The sequence below is a fragment of the Legionella lytica genome (genome assembly GCF_044626755.1).
In the GTDB taxonomy this organism is placed as follows: Bacteria; Pseudomonadota; Gammaproteobacteria; order Legionellales; family Legionellaceae; genus Legionella; species Legionella lytica_A.
Genome location: NZ_JBGORX010000001.1, coordinates 1,536,642 through 1,553,897 on the forward strand (window position 1 = coordinate 1,536,642; position 17,256 = coordinate 1,553,897).

The window sequence follows — 17,256 nt, forward strand, 5'->3', positions numbered from 1 at the left end:
TTATATGAAATTAGCTCTGGCCTTCTCCAATAATTCTTGAAATCTTAGCAAGTGCTTCTCGGTAGTAACCTCGGTATGCAAAACAAACTTGGACATGCTTAAGGCAAAAATTAATCGACGCATATCCCAAAGCGCATCTTGAAATGCATCTATTTTCTTTTTGGTGGTTGGACTAAGTTTTTTTTCCAGAGATAAATTTTCCGAGCTTATCGCAATGGGAGCGCAATTACTAATGACATCAGCTCGAAGTTTTTCTACAAAAATAAACGTATTGATCTCTTCGGGTTTAGTCTTGATAATTTCTTGTACGCTATCTCTAAAAAAATTAAAAACCAGTCGCTGGTGAAATAAATAAAGTTTTTGCGAATAATGGTAACCCTGAAATAAAAAATAATCGCCAACTAAAATAATTGCCACACCGATTAAGGTGCAAATGGCGCGGTTAATTACCATATCAAAGGGACCTTCTGGCGAACTGCTCTGCGAAGTTTCTGCTAATAATAAAAAAATCATAATGGTTGTAAACAACACGCTAATATCATAACGCCGCGGATTTAAAGTGGAAATCGATAAACCAATCAAAGCCAAAATAAAGACTACGGAAATAAATCGGTAATTCAACTGCATTAAATAGATTAGGGGAAGTAAAATCGCGAGCGCGATAAAGGTTCCACCAATACGATGTATGGCTCGTCTCGTAATTAAACCGGGTTCAATCCCTGCACTCACCACTAACACAGTAAGTAAAACCCAAAACTTATGCGGGATCGTCGAAAATAAATAGATGAACATAGCAATCATGAACATGCCGGCTAAATGAGTAAAACGAGCATAATCAAGTCGTCTTCTCATTTGTGCTGTAGATAACATAATTTATCCCAGTGAATAAAAATTTGCTTTAAACAACGGCAAATGTACTGTTGTAATTGCGTTTCTGCAACCGTAGTCATGCGTGGCATTCCGCAAGGAGCATAGGTATTCATATTCAAACGAAGTAATTCAAAATTTGCCTGAATATCATGCCAAAAAGCCACATTCTTATCTTCATAATAAAGGCTGTCCAAACAATGCTGAATATTACGCAAATTAACCGCTATCCGATAAGCCTGTCTTCGATATTTGAGGGGAATTAATTTACGGTAATTACGCGCCATACCTAAATGTTGTATCTCTTGTGCCGAACTGTGCTTTTCCTTTCTAATGGCGTAATCAATCCCCTCTTGCAGGCAATGAATGAATTTTTGCATCGCTTTATTCCAGATCCACAAATAGTTAGTTGGATAAATTTTGAGGCAAATAAAAGCGGTAAGCATGGCTAATAAAGTTGAAGAGACAAAAGTATACGCGACTTGAATACTTCCTAAAGGTACAGTGCTTAAAACCACCGTCCCATTAACTAATAGCAGCATGGTTAAGTTCTTGAGTGCATAAAAATACTTGAGTATTGAATAGTACGTAAGGGCTAAAACCAGTATGGAGAAAAAGAAAAACGTCCCTTTAAAAGGATAAACCAGATAAAAAGACACACTAATTAATATGAGTGCAATGGTGATAAAAACTAATAAACGCTCTTTTTCGGCATACGAATCCAGTACGGGTGCCTCATAAAAAGCGATCACCAAAAAAGGAATGATGTAACTTTGAAAATTAGATGGCTGAAATATCCAATAGACGTAGGTCGCCACGGTAGCAAGAAAAAGCGCTTTAGGGAGAATGACCCTTTGCGCCCCATAAGGATCATATTCCTCAAGCCATTGTTTAAACCCTGATGTAAACATAAGCACTGCTGCCAAGACGAAGTGGGTATTTAGGATCAGGATCAGTAACACGGATAATTACAGGTAAACGCTGCGGTAATAAAATCCACTGGTTTTCATTAGTAACATTTTGCAATTGCGTGCGCGGATCAACTAATTGACGATTAGCAGACCAATAATCGGATTCAATAATCCCATGAAATACTTTTCTTCCTAAATACATTCGAGGAAACACCACCACCTTCGAGCCTTTACGCACTGCACTTAAATCTGTTTCATTAAAGTTGGCTTGAATGTAAATATTCTCGGTATCAACTAAAGAAAATAAGGGCTGATTAACATTTACGGGAGTCCCTACCGTAAAAAATAAATTTTGCACCACCCCATTACCTTGAGCATATACATCGGTGAGGTTCAGATTTACCTTGGCATTGCGTAAGCGTGCGCCCAGCGATTGAATCTCGCTTTCTTGGCCTTGAATTTGATACTTATCAATTTCCAACTGTTTTAAAGAGGCTTCCCAGCGGTTTTTTGCCGCCATCGTTTCCTGTTCAGAATTTTGTACCGTGATTAAAGAAACCGACCGCAAACGGTATCCTTTTCGGTATTTTTCATCGTCTTGTTTTAGTCTAATGTAATTACGCTCTTCATTACGACTAAGCCTTAAGTCGCGTTCATAGGTGGCTTTGAACGCCGCCAATTTAGCTTCGCCACTGGCTAAATCTGCAATAAATTGGTCATGAGCATAAGCATAAGGTCTTTTGAATACGGTAAAGAGCTTTTGTCCTTTATGCACCACATCACCATTTTGTACATAAAGGCCAGTGATATAACCACTGGTAAGGGCTGCAACCGGGCGCACATTATTCATCACAAAAGCATTATCGGTAAAGGGAAATAAAAAAGAAAACAGGTAAACAAAGGTGGTGAAAATGCCAATAAAAATAATGGTATTTGGCAAAGTAACCCAGCGCTTCGCCCGCGTAAGGCGTTGTTTAAATTGGCTACGAAGCTTGGTGAAATTAATCATATCCCTCTCAAATAATTTACTTTTCTGGTGTAGCCTGGTTGCTTGCAACTAATGCCACTGACTTAAACTGTTCTTACATAATGGTATTTTTGAATGACCGTAGCTTGAGCGCAGTAATTCGGAGTCACTAATTGTAAACAACCAAGCCCACAACATTTTATTTTCCTTCTTGTGGCTTTACGGCATAGCCTCCGGCTAAGTCTTGGTATAAAACCACTAAGGACATGGCTAGCTCTAACTTAGCCTGATTTGTTCTAAGTGCCAAGTTATCTAAATAAATTTTGCTTTGTATTAATTCTTTATACGAAATTAACCCGGTACTTAACAAGCCCTGTTGTAATTTATATTTACGACGGTATTCCCTTTCGGCGAGCATGTACGCATTAAATTGCTCATTCATGCGTTTATTTGCGGAATAGTCAGTATCTACTTCCCGCAAAATTCGCTTGGCTGTTTTATACAATTCTGCTAGTTTGGCCTGCTGTAGGCCTTTACTTCGAGCCACTTTACCTAAAGAACCTGGCATTAAATCCCAATCTGCATAAGCATCAGTCACATTAGCCGATATCCCACCAGGAAGATGTATTCTTCCTACCAAATCATCTAATTGTAATGCCGGGAAAAAATCACTCCAGGCAACCCACTCACTGGCACGAGCCCCCTTTAAAGCGTATATGGCCATGTGCATATCTGGACGGTTGTTAAGGACGGTGGCTGGCAAACTACCTGGTTTAAAATGGGAGAAATCCAATTTGGCAAAATTGTTTTTATTTCTTATTCGCCCTGGATTTTCATTAATTAAAAAACGCAATGCATTTTCACTATATACCATGTTATGCAAAGCAGGCTCAATTTGCGCGGCAAGCAAGCGCTCATCCGATTGCAGTTGCGCTAAGGCAATTTCATTGTCTAAGCCAATTTTGATATCGTGTTCACTTAAATTAATGAGCGTTTTAATATCCTTATTTAACTGCCTTAGGAGTCGGATTTGTTCTTGTTGAGACATCAGGGTAAAATAAGCAGACGCTATTTGTCCAATAACTGTCAAGCGAGCTCCATCAACGGCTGCACGATGAAATTCTACGTTATAACGAGCCTCTTTTCCTTGCGTATACAGCTTCATCATATTCAGTGCATAGTAGGGCCAAATACCATAAAAGCCCCCAGGAACACCGAGTGCCGGGTTTGTTGAATACCCCGCTAATAATTGAATGGTAGGAATCCAACTCAGTTTGACTTGCAGTAATTCTCCGCGCGCTTGTTGCAAATTGCCCAAAGCAATATGGATGTCCATGTTGTAACGCAAACCAAGCTCAATCAAATGATTTAATTCCTCATCATGAAATTGTTGCCACCAGGCCAGACAAGGTAACTTATCTAATGGTTTATAAGCTTTTGTACTGGAGGGAAATTGCTTTGGCGCCACGACTTGCTGCTTGACTCCCTTACCACAGCCCCATAATCCTATTAGTATGGAGATTAAGAATAGTGTTTTTTTTATCATTAATTAAGTTGCTGATGTTTATTAAAAATAACGACGCATTCATCATTGTAAGTTTAGTTCCAGGGAGTGTCTAGGGCTTTCTTATCCCCTCATATTCAAACCCGATCAAACACCAGCAATGCATTAAAAATGGACGGAAATTTTTCATCACCTATACTGTAGTTAAATAATAACGTTTTTCATCTTAGGATCTAAAATGGACCATTCATGGAAAGAACAGTTAAATCAGCAACTAGAGAAACATATTGAAGCCCAAAAATTCGTTAAAGCCCTCTCAACGAGTTATTGCGAACAGCACACGGTTGAAGTGGCCGTAAGCGATCTGTTACTGCTTGAGCAATTATCTGATCAGCGTTCAATAATTATCAACTTCTATGAGTCGACCCTTTCCGAATATCCCTTGCATGTAAAAATTTATCGTTTTGGCAGTCCAATTCCTTTATCAGATATCCTGCCCATGCTGGAAAACATGGGATTGCGTACCTATACTGAGCGTCCTTATAAGATTGTTCTTAATGGACAACAATATTGGATTAGTGATTTTAATGTTAACTCCACTCATAGTGGTGCCCTGGCTATTGAACAACTACAAGATATTTTTAGTGATGCCTTACTGCAAATAACCTGTGGTGCTTGTGAGGATGATGGCTTTAATAAATTAGTCCTGGGTGCTGGCTTGACCTGGCGTGAACTGAACATCATTCGCGCTTATGCTAAATACATGCATCAAGTAGGATTCCGCTTCAGCCAACAATACCTCGAAAAAATTATTGATACCCATGCCTCAATAGCCAAAATGCTCATTCAACTGTTTTCCTTAAAATTTAATCCACAGCAAAATGCGGCAACTAAAAAATCCATGGAACAGCTAGAGCATGAAATTCAAACCAGGATCGATGACATTAGCAGTTTGGACGAAGATTATATTATTCGTTATTTCTGGTCGTTAATTAAAGCCACCCTGCGCACCAATTATTTCCAAACTGGCAATGGACACGTAAGAGAATATTTATCATTTAAATTGGATTCAGCCCAAATCCCAGACTTACCACCTGGTCAGCCCATGTATGAAATTTATGTATATTCCCCCCGTTTTGAAGGCATCCATTTACGCAGCGCCAAAGTATCGCGTGGGGGCATTCGCTGGTCCGAGCGTCCTGAAGATTTTCGTACCGAAGTTCTTGGCCTAATGAAAGCGCAAAAGGTTAAAAACTCAGTAATTGTGCCTTCTGGCGCCAAAGGCGGTTTTGTTTTAAAACGATTAGACAGTATTTCCGACCGCGAGCAAATCAAGCAGGAAGTGGTTACTTGTTATACATTATTTATCAATGGACTTCTTGATCTCACTGATAATCTTATTGCAGATAAGGTCGTATCACCTGCCAATACCGTTTGTTATGATGAAGCGGATCCTTATTTGGTGGTCGCTGCGGATAAGGGAACCGCAACCTTTTCCGACATCGCTAATGGCATTTCTAAAGAATTCAATTTCTGGCTAGGCGATGCCTTCGCCTCTGGCGGATCTGTAGGTTATGACCATAAAAAAATGGGAATTACCGCGCGTGGAGCCTGGGAGTCTGTGAAACGACATTTTCGTGAATTAGATATTAACTTCGCAGAGCAAGAATTCACCATCGTTGGTGTTGGGGATATGAGTGGTGATGTGTTTGGTAATGGGCTCATCTATTCCAGAAACAGTCGCCTCCTGGCAGCCTTTGATCATCGCCATATATTCCTTGATCCTAATCCTGATGCACGTAAATCATTTGATGAACGGGTACGTCTCTTTCATCTGCCCACCTCCTCCTGGGAAGATTATAACCCCAAGCTCATTTCCACTGGAGGTGGTGTGTACTCACGTAGGCTCAAGTCTATTCCGCTTTCACCAGAAATAAAACAAGCGCTGGACATCCACCAAAACTCATTGCCACCGAATGAATTGATTAAAGCCATCTTAAGAGCCCCTGTTGATTTATTATTTAATGGCGGTATTGGTACTTATGTTAAGGCATCGACTGAATCCAATTTGGAGGTAGGTGATAAAACCAATGAATTTTGCCGTATTAATGGTAGTGAATTACGGTGTAAAGTGGTAGGTGAAGGAGGAAACCTTGGATTTACGCAACTGGGCCGTGTGGAGTATGCACTAAATGGTGGCCATATTAATACGGACTCGATTGATAATTCAGCAGGTGTAAATTGTTCCGACCATGAAGTGAATATAAAAATCTTGCTAAATAAGGAAGTGAATCAAGGATATCTTACAGAAGAAAAGCGCAATCAAGAACTTGCGCAAATGACAGAAGAAGTTGCACAACTGGTGCTGGAGGATAATTATAATCAAGCCCTGGTTCTCGGTTTTTCTGCCGCAAATACCGTCTTATATAGTGGGCTGTACCAGTCCTATATAAAAGAACTGGAAAAATTAGTAAATTTGGATAGAACCGTTGAATTTCTTCCTGATGACAAGAAACTCTTAGAGCGCAAAGCCTCCGGTCAAGGACTAACCCGTCCCGAGCTGTCAATTCTTATGGCTTATACCAAAATTTACATCACTGGGGAGTTATTAAAATCCGATTTACCTGAGGATCCTTATTTTCTCGCCACGATGGAAACAGGGTTTCCTTCACTGCTCACTAAACTGTATGCAAAACAGATGGAAAAACACCGTTTACGACGCGAAATTATTGCGACTCAATTAAGCAATCAGATCGTAAATACCGTTGGCATTACGTTTATGTTTCGCTTGCAAAGAGAAACAGGTATGTCCATCGCTAATATTGCTCGTGCCTATACCTTAGCAGCCAAAGCCTATGGTCTACAGGAATTGCATGAGCTAATTGATTCACTAAACTATAAAGTATCCGTACAAACTCAATACGAGTTACTGCATCATGTGCGCCAATTAATGAATTTATCATCCCGTTGGTTCTTGCATCATGGACGGCTGCATGGCGATCTGGCCAGTAATATTGAGCACTATAAACAATCCATTAATAAGCTTGAAACAATGATTCCCTCGTTAATGGCGGGAATTACTAAAGATTATTTAGATAAACTGGTGGCTCAATTTGTAGGCATTGGTATTGCAGAAGCGACTGCGAAGAAGATTGCAGCCACCCGAGCAATGTATACTGCATTGAATATCGTCGAAGTCGCTACCCAAAATAAATTTGATTTAGAACGTACGGCTGAAGTGTATTTTACCGTAGGTAGTAAATTTAATTTAGTTTGGTTTCGTGATCAGATTGCCACCGATTCTCGTGAGGGACATTGGAATAGTCTGGCCCGTGTTTCCTTACGCGAAGACTTGGACAACTTACAACGTCGTATCACTATTGCCGTTTTAAAAGAAGATCAGCAGAGACTTAACACCAACGAATTAATTGATTTCTGGTTGTCAGACCATGTTTTTATACAAAAGCGCTGGGATCAGTTGCTCGAAATGCTATTCAGCAGTCAAGAAGTTGACTATACTCAATTTTTTATTGCCTTACGCGAGCTATTAACCCTCATTAGCCGGGAGTCTTAGTGACGGTGAATAAGGATGAAGTAACTGAATTTTCTCAAGAGGTAATTCGACTTATCAAAGCAATTCCCGAGGGTAACGTAGCCACTTATGGATTAATTGCCGCCCTTGCCGGAAGTCCACGTGCTGCACGTCAGGTGGGCTGGCTTTTGCATTCAAGTACGCAAAAACACCAGCTCCCCTGGCATCGTGTCATCAAATCAAGCGGACAACTCTCATTTCCGCCACATAGTGAAGCCTATGAGTATCAGAAAGGACTGCTGGAGATGGAAGGAATTGTAATGCTTGGGGGACGTGTGGATTTACAGCAGTATCTTTGGTCTGAAAGTTAAGAGTTACTTCGAACTTATGGATAACTTGGTCAAGCGGCGGTAATTTTATGAGAGAATTCCTCAGGAACAAGCCTGGCAATTCGAGAGTGTGATTAAGTAAACATCAATTCAAAAAGAAAACTAGAAACTATAGCCCGTATTAGCACAGCGTATACGGGCTATAGTTTAAATTACTTTTTGAAGTTACTTAAAACAGCCTCAGCATCCATTACTCCACCGACATTGGTACGGTACAATTTAATTTTCATAAAGGTAGTTGGAATTTCTACCGTTACCCAGTCCCCACCTGAAATAGTTGTCCTACTTGTGGTGGTTGTATTATAGCGACGCTGACGATGATGCTCCGAAGTCGAGTCGGTTGTTGTAGTTTCCGTTACTGGTGTTTGATACGTTCTTTTATTTACCGTTGATGCCGAATCAAGAATTTTAAAATAGCGATAACCGTTCATCTTAGTTACTTCTGCAGAACGTCTTAACGCATATTGATAAGCTTGATCGCGACTGGAGTATTCATTCCCTAAAAACTTTACCGTATACGTATCCTCACTTAAACGGAAATCTTCAAATCCTCCCGATAGTGACATTGGATGATAGCCTGTTGCACAACTAACAAGTAGTAATAAAACAGGAATAATGGCGATAAATTTTTTCATTCTTTTTCTCACAGTAACGTCTTTAGGACAATATTATTAGTACATCTACTCACATATATTATTATGACAATGCAAACTAGGATAGCGATTGGGATTATAATGTTGATGCACGTGCACCTGTGGTCTTGGATAATAATGCGGTTGAACACGGTGATGGTGGTGATGTCGGCGTTTATGATGATGGTGATAATTACCCCAGGCATAAAGAAGATTAGAAGAACTAAAAAGACCAATAAACACACTGACTAACAATATTCTTAATTTCATTAGGAACCCCTAAACAAAATTGATAAAATTTAACTGGTTAGCACCAGTTTCGTTTTTTATTTAGACTTCATGAATCCATAAAAAACCAAATGATCATATTTGGTTCATTGAAGAGTGGATACTAAGCGATTCTTAGTTTTTTATATAGAATTAGTAGGTACGTAAAATGACCGATTCACCTTTACCCAAGCGATTAAAAGAAGCTCGTATTGCCACGGGAATCTCCCAAAAACAATTAGGCATTGCGGCAGGAATAGACGAATTTTCAGCCAGCCCCCGCATCAATCAATATGAAACAGGAAAACATTCTCCCGATTTCTCCACTTTAAAAAGAATTGCAACCGTTTTATCGATTCCTACCGCATATTTTTATGCGGAAGAAGATGAGTTGGCCAAGGAAATTAAGTCTTTTTTTTGTTAAATCAGTGAGTTACGCAAAGTGTCGATACATCGGATTTATCATGATAATATAACCCCACTCTGCTATTCGACTTTTAAAGGAATGTAAGGTGATAGAGAAAGAATATAATAAAAATAATTTTTTTCGTCGTTGTGTTGCAGCTGCTCTCATATACTGCCAAATAGTACCAATCGCTGGCGCCGCAGTAGCTCCCACAAGATCCTCCTCATCTTCGTCTTCACTGTACTATCAGATTAATAAACCAGTGGCAAATAATACGCCTGTATCAGCGGGCCGCTTTACGCCTTTATTGAATTATACCCAAACGGGAGCCTTGAACTTAACAAATGGCCAATTAGGCTTAAAAGGACCATTGGATTGGGGTTTAACCTATAGCGATCTCACTGGCACCTTTTTCAATGCCCAATATGTACTACCTCTTGGCGAGCGATTCGCATTAGGCGCTTTAGGTGAATATGGTGCAAATCAATATCGCGTCAACGGTACCTTAGGCTATAGCCTTACTCCATTTAGCCAATTCAAAGCGACTGCGGAGCGTTTAGGCCAACGCTTGCCTTTCGAATTTGATTCAGGGGATATTAGCGCTCGAGTGGATCAAATGGCCTATGGAGGAAGATTTCAACAACTATTAAACTCTAATTGGGTGCAAGAGTTTAATTTTGGAGGCTATTGGGCACAGGCCAGTAATAAAAATTTAAATCCCGTTATATTCACGTCAACCGGCTCAAACTGCGGTGGTTATGGTGCCGGATTGACCTGTATTAACTTCCGCCATTTAGCAGGAGCAACAAGCCAGGGCTTGGATGCAGGCATTGATTTATCCTTAACTCCAGCAACCTTCATAAAAACTAATTTATATTACGATCAAGTTCATTACCGTACTCAATTCAATACGATTAACACTAACTCCGTAAAAAACCGCTCAGGTATGGGCGTAGGATTTAAAATAGATCAACTTCTGGGCCAACGCTTCAAAGTATTAGGTGAAGCAAGCGTGCGCGAAATTTATGATACCTATCAAGCAGGTTTTAGCTTTGTCCCTTCTTGGGGATTCAACTCAGAAATTTCGGTAGTAGGTCAGCATCTCGTATCTCATAATGCTACTCCCAATAATAACACCATAAGCATCAACCTCAGTTTGTTTGGTGATGGCCCTAAACTCTACACTAAACGAGCCCAACGAGCACTTGTAAGTAATGATATTGCTCAATGGGTACGCGCACCTGCAGTAAAAATGAACCAAGTACTGGTAGCTGCTGAGCAAATTACCAAATTACTAGCGCCTACCATTTCCGGTATATCCCCCAATAGCGGCTCTATTGCTGGTGGTAATACCGTAACCATAACCGGCTCTAATTTTGCTCAAGGATTATTAGTATTTTTTGGCGGCCAACTAGCCTCTAATATTCAAGTACTCTCATCAACAACTATTCTTGTCACCGTACCGCCAATGTCAAACTCGTCAGGAGCTGTTGATGTCGTAGTGCAAAACCCAGATGGGCAAAAATCTTTTCTCACGAGTGGATATACCTATCTAGGAAATTCTTTACCGACAATTTCTTCTATAAGCCCAACTCAGGGCAGCATTACTGGAGGTACAACCGTCACCATTACTGGAACCAATCTTGGTACCACCCAAAGCGTCACTTTTGGAGGCACTCCCGGTACTCTGGTGCAGGTAACTGACACTCAAGTGATCGTGATTAGCCCTCCAAATATGCAAGGCGAAGTCCCCATAATCCTCACTACGTCCTCAGGAAGTGTAAACAAACCTAATGCCTTTGTTTATACAGCAGCACCTATAGTCACTCAGCAACCCGTAAACCAAAGTGCTTCTGTAGGCAATACCGCATCCTTTTCTGCTGCAGCCTCAGGAACCCCAACACCCACCGTACAATGGCAATTAAGTACGGATGGCATTACCTGGAGTGACATTCCTGGCGCAAATTCAAGCCCCTATACTACCCCTGTTTTGTCGATGACTGATAACGGCAACCAATATAGAGCGGTATTTACTAACAGTATCGGCCAGGCAATCACGAACCCAGCCCTTCTAACTCTAAACCTGGCACCCCCGGTTCTTACCAGTGTAATCAGTGATGTGCCACCAATAGGTCCAATCCCTGAGGGCGGTGCTACTAGAGATACCACACCGACCTTCACTGGAACTGCAACGGCAGGCAATACCGTCACCATTATTGATAATGGCACCCCTATCTCAACAGTTCTAGTTGATGCAAATGGTAATTGGACGTTTACCCCAATCACGCCGTTAACTGATGGTCTACATTCATTCACCTTCACCACAACGGATGGTGTCAACACTTCTCCGGAAACTACGCCCTTTACGTTTACGGTAGATACTCAAGCCCCTGACACTCCTGTCCTTATCAATGTAACAAGTAATATGCCGCCAAATTTGGGACCGATAACTCCTGGAGGTTTTACCAATGATCCACAACCTACCGCCAATGGAACCGCAGAGCCAGGCACAGTCATTTCGGCTTATGATAATAGCATCCTTATGGGAACAACTACTGTCGGGGGAAATGGTGCTTGGACCTTTACTCCACCCACAACGCTAAATAATGGATCGCATTCCTTCAGCTTCACTGCAACGGATGCCCTGGGTAATACTTCTCCAGAAAGTGCTCCTTTCGCCTTTAGCATCGATACGGTACCTCCTGCAGCACCCGTTATTACTAATGTGACGGATAATACCGGGCCTACACAAGGAAATATACCTAATGGTGGAACTACTGACGATAATACACCTACCTTCAATGGAACGGCAGAAGCGGGTACTACCCTCACCGCTTATGATGGTACTACCATTGTAGGAACCGCGACTGCAGGTCCAGGTGGAGCTTGGACGTTTACGCCCACAACCCCGTTAAGTGAGGGTTTACATTCATTTACCTTCACCGCAACGGATGCTGCAGGCAATACATCTCCGGCCAGTGACCCATTTACCTTTACCGTAGATACTACACCACCCCTAGCCCCAGTTATTTCTAGTGTAGTAAGTGATATCCCCCCAAATATTGGACCAATAGACAATGGAGGATTTACTAATGATAACCAACCCACCATCAATGGAAATGCTGAAGCTAACGCGCTCATCACGGTGTATGATGGGCTCACCATTATAGGGACTGTTACTACGAATGCAGCTGGCGATTGGTCGCTTGTTACACCAGTGCCATTCGGTGAGGGGGAACACTCCATCACTGCAACTGCGACTGATGCCGCAGGTAATACCTCTCCGGTCAGTAATACATTTACTTTTACTGTAGATACAGTAGCACCAGCTGCACCAGGGATTACTAGTGTAGTAAGTGATGTCCCTCCTAATACAGGGCCAATAACTAATGGAGGAGCTACTAATGATGCCCAACCCATCATCAATGGAAATGCAGTACCTAACACGTTAATCACGGTGTATGATGACACCACAACTTTAGGGACTGTTACTGCGGATGCAGTGGGTAATTGGTCGTTTACACCACCAATATTAGGTGAAGGGATACATAACATCACTGCAACTGCGACTGATGCTGCAGGCAATACTTCTGCGCCATCTCCGGCATTTACCTTTACCGTAGATACCACACCACCTCCAACCCCAGTTATTTCTAGTGTAGTAAGTGATGTCCCTCCTAATATAGGGCCAATAACTAATGGAGGAGCTACTAATGATGCTCAACCCACCTTCAGTGGAACAGCAGAAGCGGGTAGTACCATCAACATTATTGATGATGGCAACATTATCGGAACAGTATCTGCAGCTGCAGATGGAACCTGGGCGTTTACACCAATAACAGCGCTAACGAATAGTACACACTCCTTCACCTTCACCGCAACGGATGCTGCAGGCAATACTTCCTCGCCCACAGCGCCATTTACCTTTACTGTAGATACGATAGCCCCTGATGCCCCCGTCATTACCAATGCAACCAGTAATGTCCCCCCCGGTGGCACAATCCCAGATGGTGGAATCACCAACGATAATACCCCTACCTTTAATGGAACCGCGGAAATTGGAGCGACCATCAGCGCCTACGAGGGCACTACGTTGTTAGGAACTGTTACTGTGGATGGCGCGGGAGCCTGGACGTTTACACCATTAACAGCCTTCACTAATGGTTTACATAACCTCACCTTCACCGCAATGGATGCTGCAGGCAATGTTTCTCCGGCAACCTCCTTCACCTTGACCATCGATACGGAAGTACCAGATGCCCCCGTCATTATCAATGCAACCAGTAATGTCCCCCCTGGTGGCACAATCCCAGATGGTGGAACCACCAACGATAATACACCTACCTTCAATGGAACAGCAGAGCCTGGAGCTACTCTCACCGCTTATGATGGCACTACCGTTGTGGGAACCGCGACTGCGGATCCAATTAGTGGTGCTTGGACGTTTACACCCACAAGCCCGTTAACTGAAGGTTTACATTCATTTACCTTCACCGCAACGGATGCTGCAGGCAATACTTCTGCGCCATCTCCGGCATTTACCTTTACCGTAGATACCACACCACCCCTAGCCCCAGTTATTTCTAGTGTAGTAAGTGATATCCCCCCAAATATTGGACCAATAGACAATGGAGGATTTACTAATGATAACCAACCCACCATCAATGGAAATGCTGAAGCTAACGCGCTCATCACGGTGTATGATGGGCTCACCATTATAGGGACTGTTACTACGAATGCAGCTGGCGATTGGTCGCTTATTACACCAGTGCCATTCGGTGAGGGGGAACACTCCATCACTGCAACTGCGACTGATGCTGCAGGCAATACTTCTGCGCCATCTCCGGCATTTACCTTTACCGTAGATACCACACCACCTCCAACCCCAGTTATTTCTAGTGTAGTAAGTGATGTCCCCCCTAATATAGGGCCAATAACTAACGGAGGAGCTACTAATGATGCTCAACCCACCTTCAGTGGAACAGCAGAAGCGGGTAGTACCATCAACATTATTGATGATGGCAACATTATCGGAACAGTATCTGCAGCTGCAGATGGGACCTGGGCGTTTACACCAATAACAGCGCTAACGAATAGTACACACTCCTTCACCTTCACCGCAACGGATGCTGCAGGCAATACTTCCTCGCCCACAGCGCCATTTACTTTTACCGTAGATACTTCAGGGCTGCTACGCCGGTTATTACCGCTGTATAGTACTAACTGACCCTTCTCGATATTTCCAATACCCTATACCCCTATGTCCCGTGGCGAGTCCGCGGGCGCAAGGAGGGCAGCCCTATAATAGGACTGATGGATGATTAGCGGCAGCATATGCATTAACTTTGCAGTGGTTTAGGGTAATTACCCCGCATAAGGTTTTTGTCGTGGAAGTTACAAATCCCATACCGAGTGGTGATTAGAGCCCCAGCAAAATGAAGGTGCTTACAAGGAAAATTAGCAAGCTGGTTATCTGGGGGTAGTGGTACGACTTATAACTTCGCTTGCGCATGAATAAATCGATTAGGTAGACAGGAAGCACTGAAACAAGGGTTAATACAATCACCAAAGCCACGTATTCGGCTATTTGCGGAGCGGGTATTATGGAGACGATAAACGATAATATCTTTACTAGTGTTTCGCGATAATAAGTGAGCGCAAAGATAACCCAATCGCCCAAACTAAATACAAACCAAGAAGCCGCCAGTAAAGGCAAAAATAATTTAACCCCTTTAACCGCAAAGATCCTCTTAATAACTCCGAGGAACTCCTGTGAAAAGAATACCGCAATAGCTCCCAACAGGATAACCAAGGTCAGGGTAAATAACATGTTACTTGTTCCTCAAACATAAATCTAAAAACCAATTAGCCACTATTTATAATCGTTCCTCTAAAGCTTCCCAACGCGCATAATACTCCATTAATACAGCTTCATCGTCAGCAAGACTCTGATTTATTTTTGCAATCACCGATGCCTCTTGCTGATAAAATTTAGGGTCAGCCATCTGGAGTTGCAGCTCAGAAATTTTCTTTTCCAATTGCTCAATTTTTTTGGGCAACTGGGATAATTCTCGCTGTTCATTAAAGCTTAGCTTATTTGTTGATGGGCTGCGTCTAACGGCTGGATTTTTGTCAGCAGTACCACGCTCACGCTGCTGTTGTTGCTGTTGCTTCTTATGCGCTTTATAGTCATCATAGCCCCCAACAAACTCACTAAATTGTCCGGCCTCTTCATACACTAAAACACTGGTGACCACTTGATTAATGAAGGCTCTGTCATGGCTAATTAATATTAAGGTACCCGGATAATCAGCCAACATCTCTTCCAAAAGCTCTAGCGTTTCAATATCTAAATCATTTGTAGGTTCGTCCATCACTAAAAAGTTAACTGGTTTAGCGAATAGCTTTGCTAACAATAAACGATTACGCTCTCCACCTGATAACACGGAAACCGGCTGATTAAAACGCTCTGCAGAAAATAGAAAATCGCGTAAATAACTGGCAACATGCTTTTGCTTACCGTTAATCGTTATATAATCCGCTCCCTCGCCCACGTTATACATTACCGTTTTATCTTCTTGCAGTTGACGACGTAGCTGATCAAAATAGGCCACGTTTAAGGAAGTACCCTGTTTGATATCTCCTGAGTCAGGCTGCAATTCCCCTAACAATAAACGTACCAGGGTTGTTTTACCGCAACCATTAGGACCAATAACACCCAGCTTATCTCCGCGAGTCAGTAATAAGGAAAAATTTTCTAATAACTTCTTTTCCCCTAAAGAGTAATTCACTTGGTTTGCTTCAATCACTACAGAGCCTGAGCGATTAACATCTAAAGAAATTGTCTTAACTTTCCCTAATTGATTACGGCGTGCTTTATATTCTTCACGCAATGCTTTTAAAGCGCGTACTCGTCCTTCATTTCGTGTACGTCGAGCTTTAACACCCGTGCGAATCCAGACTTCTTCATCAGCTAGTTTTTTATCAAATAATTCATTCTGCTTTTGCTCGCTGTGACGAATTGTCTCACGTCGCTCAAGATAAGTTTCGTAATCACAATCATGTTGATGTAATTTTCCACGGTCAATTTCCACAATACGATTTGATACCTGACTTAGAAACTCTCTATCGTGGGTAACCAATAACACAGCGCCTTTAAAGCTTTTGAGATAGGCCTCGAGCCATTCAATCGCTTCAATATCTAAATGGTTGGTTGGCTCATCCAATAATAGTAAATCAGGGGATGCAATCAGTGCCGCTCCCAACAGAACACGGCGTTTCATTCCGCCAGATAGGTTATTCATCCGCTCCTGAGTAGTAATACCCAAACGGCTAGCCATCGTTTCGATCTGCGGCAATTTATCCCAAGCGTGTAGGTTATCCATACGCTGTTGCACACGCGCTAATTTCTCCATGTCCCCTTGCTGAGATAGTTCGTGGAATTGAGAAAGAACCTCCCCTACTTCGCCTAAGCTTTTCACTAAAAAATGATAAACGGAGTCGTCCCCGGTAATCGGAACTTCTTGGGTTAGACCTGCGACTCTTAAGCCGGATAATTGATTGAGTTGCCCACTGTCAGGAACAATATCTCCTTGCAGTAATTTAAGCAGCGTTGATTTACCTGCCCCATTACGGCCGACTAAGGCAACCCTATCTTGTGGCTGTATTTGCCAATCGGCTTTATCTAATAGTTGATTGCCAGCGATATTAAGACTTACGTCATGAAGGGAAAGAATACTCATATTTTAAACTCGAAAAATTGAACATATTTTGGCTTGATT

General features: G+C 42.1%; 12 protein-coding genes. 4 read left to right on the forward strand and 8 right to left on the reverse strand.

Translation table 11 applies throughout. The features are described 5' to 3' along the window. From ACD661_RS06475 to ACD661_RS06490, 4 genes are all read right to left on the reverse strand, one after another. Nucleotides 1-870, reverse strand: coding sequence for an FUSC family protein (locus tag ACD661_RS06475; RefSeq protein WP_400187011.1), 870 nt, complete (start codon nucleotides 868-870; stop codon nucleotides 1-3). After that, the gene (locus ACD661_RS06480) at nucleotides 849-1,778 is read right to left on the reverse strand and encodes a hypothetical protein (protein WP_400187012.1); all 930 of its coding nucleotides are present in this window, start codon (nucleotides 1,776-1,778) and stop codon (nucleotides 849-851) included. Before ACD661_RS06480 ends, ACD661_RS06475 begins: the two co-directional genes overlap by 22 nt. Then, nucleotides 1,759-2,787 carry an HlyD family secretion protein gene (locus tag ACD661_RS06485; RefSeq protein WP_400187013.1) on the reverse strand — a complete coding sequence of 343 codons (1,029 nt, stop codon included), beginning with the start codon at nucleotides 2,785-2,787 and terminating at the stop codon, nucleotides 1,759-1,761. Before ACD661_RS06485 ends, ACD661_RS06480 begins: the two co-directional genes overlap by 20 nt. A 157-nt stretch (nucleotides 2,788-2,944) precedes the next feature. Beyond that, nucleotides 2,945-4,291 (reverse strand): TolC family protein, encoded by a 1,347-nt coding sequence (locus ACD661_RS06490; RefSeq protein ID WP_400187014.1) that lies wholly within the window; start codon nucleotides 4,289-4,291, stop codon nucleotides 2,945-2,947. 196 nt (nucleotides 4,292-4,487) lie between these two features. Here ACD661_RS06490 and ACD661_RS06495 point away from each other — a divergent pair, with 196 nt between their 5' ends. Next, nucleotides 4,488-7,823 (forward strand): NAD-glutamate dehydrogenase, encoded by a 3,336-nt coding sequence (locus ACD661_RS06495; protein WP_400187015.1) that lies wholly within the window; start codon nucleotides 4,488-4,490, stop codon nucleotides 7,821-7,823. Next, nucleotides 7,823-8,152, forward strand: a complete 330-nt coding sequence (locus ACD661_RS06500; RefSeq protein ID WP_400187016.1) for an MGMT family protein — start codon at nucleotides 7,823-7,825, stop codon at nucleotides 8,150-8,152. The genes ACD661_RS06495 and ACD661_RS06500 overlap by 1 nt, the downstream gene beginning before the upstream one ends. A 170-nt stretch (nucleotides 8,153-8,322) precedes the next feature. Here the strand turns inward: ACD661_RS06500 and ACD661_RS06505 are convergent, their stop codons facing one another. Both ACD661_RS06505 and ACD661_RS06510 read right to left on the reverse strand, forming a co-directional pair. After that, nucleotides 8,323-8,805, reverse strand: coding sequence for a CC0125/CC1285 family lipoprotein (locus ACD661_RS06505; RefSeq protein WP_400187017.1), 483 nt, complete (start codon nucleotides 8,803-8,805; stop codon nucleotides 8,323-8,325). A gap of 45 nt (nucleotides 8,806-8,850) precedes the next feature. Next, entirely contained in the window at nucleotides 8,851-9,072 is a 222-nt protein-coding gene (locus ACD661_RS06510; protein ID WP_400187018.1) for a hypothetical protein, read from the reverse strand. Between the two features lie 166 nt (nucleotides 9,073-9,238). On the opposite strand from ACD661_RS06510, the gene ACD661_RS06515 reads away from it, so the two are divergent. Together ACD661_RS06515 and ACD661_RS06520 are read left to right on the forward strand one after the other, a co-directional pair. Then, nucleotides 9,239-9,493: a helix-turn-helix domain-containing protein gene (locus ACD661_RS06515; RefSeq protein ID WP_400187019.1), complete on the forward strand. Its 255-nt coding sequence runs from the start codon at nucleotides 9,239-9,241 to the stop codon at nucleotides 9,491-9,493. 88 nt (nucleotides 9,494-9,581) lie between these two features. Continuing rightward, nucleotides 9,582-14,702, forward strand: coding sequence for an Ig-like domain-containing protein (locus ACD661_RS06520; protein ID WP_400187020.1), 5,121 nt, complete (start codon nucleotides 9,582-9,584; stop codon nucleotides 14,700-14,702). A gap of 192 nt (nucleotides 14,703-14,894) precedes the next feature. Here the strand turns inward: ACD661_RS06520 and ACD661_RS06525 are convergent, their stop codons facing one another. Both ACD661_RS06525 and ACD661_RS06530 read right to left on the reverse strand, forming a co-directional pair. After that, nucleotides 14,895-15,305, reverse strand: a complete 411-nt coding sequence (locus ACD661_RS06525; protein ID WP_400187021.1) for a hypothetical protein — start codon at nucleotides 15,303-15,305, stop codon at nucleotides 14,895-14,897. A 46-nt stretch (nucleotides 15,306-15,351) separates the two neighbouring features. Then, entirely contained in the window at nucleotides 15,352-17,217 is a 1,866-nt protein-coding gene (locus ACD661_RS06530; protein WP_400187022.1) for an ATP-binding cassette domain-containing protein, read from the reverse strand. Between the last annotated feature and the right edge of the window lie 39 nt (nucleotides 17,218-17,256).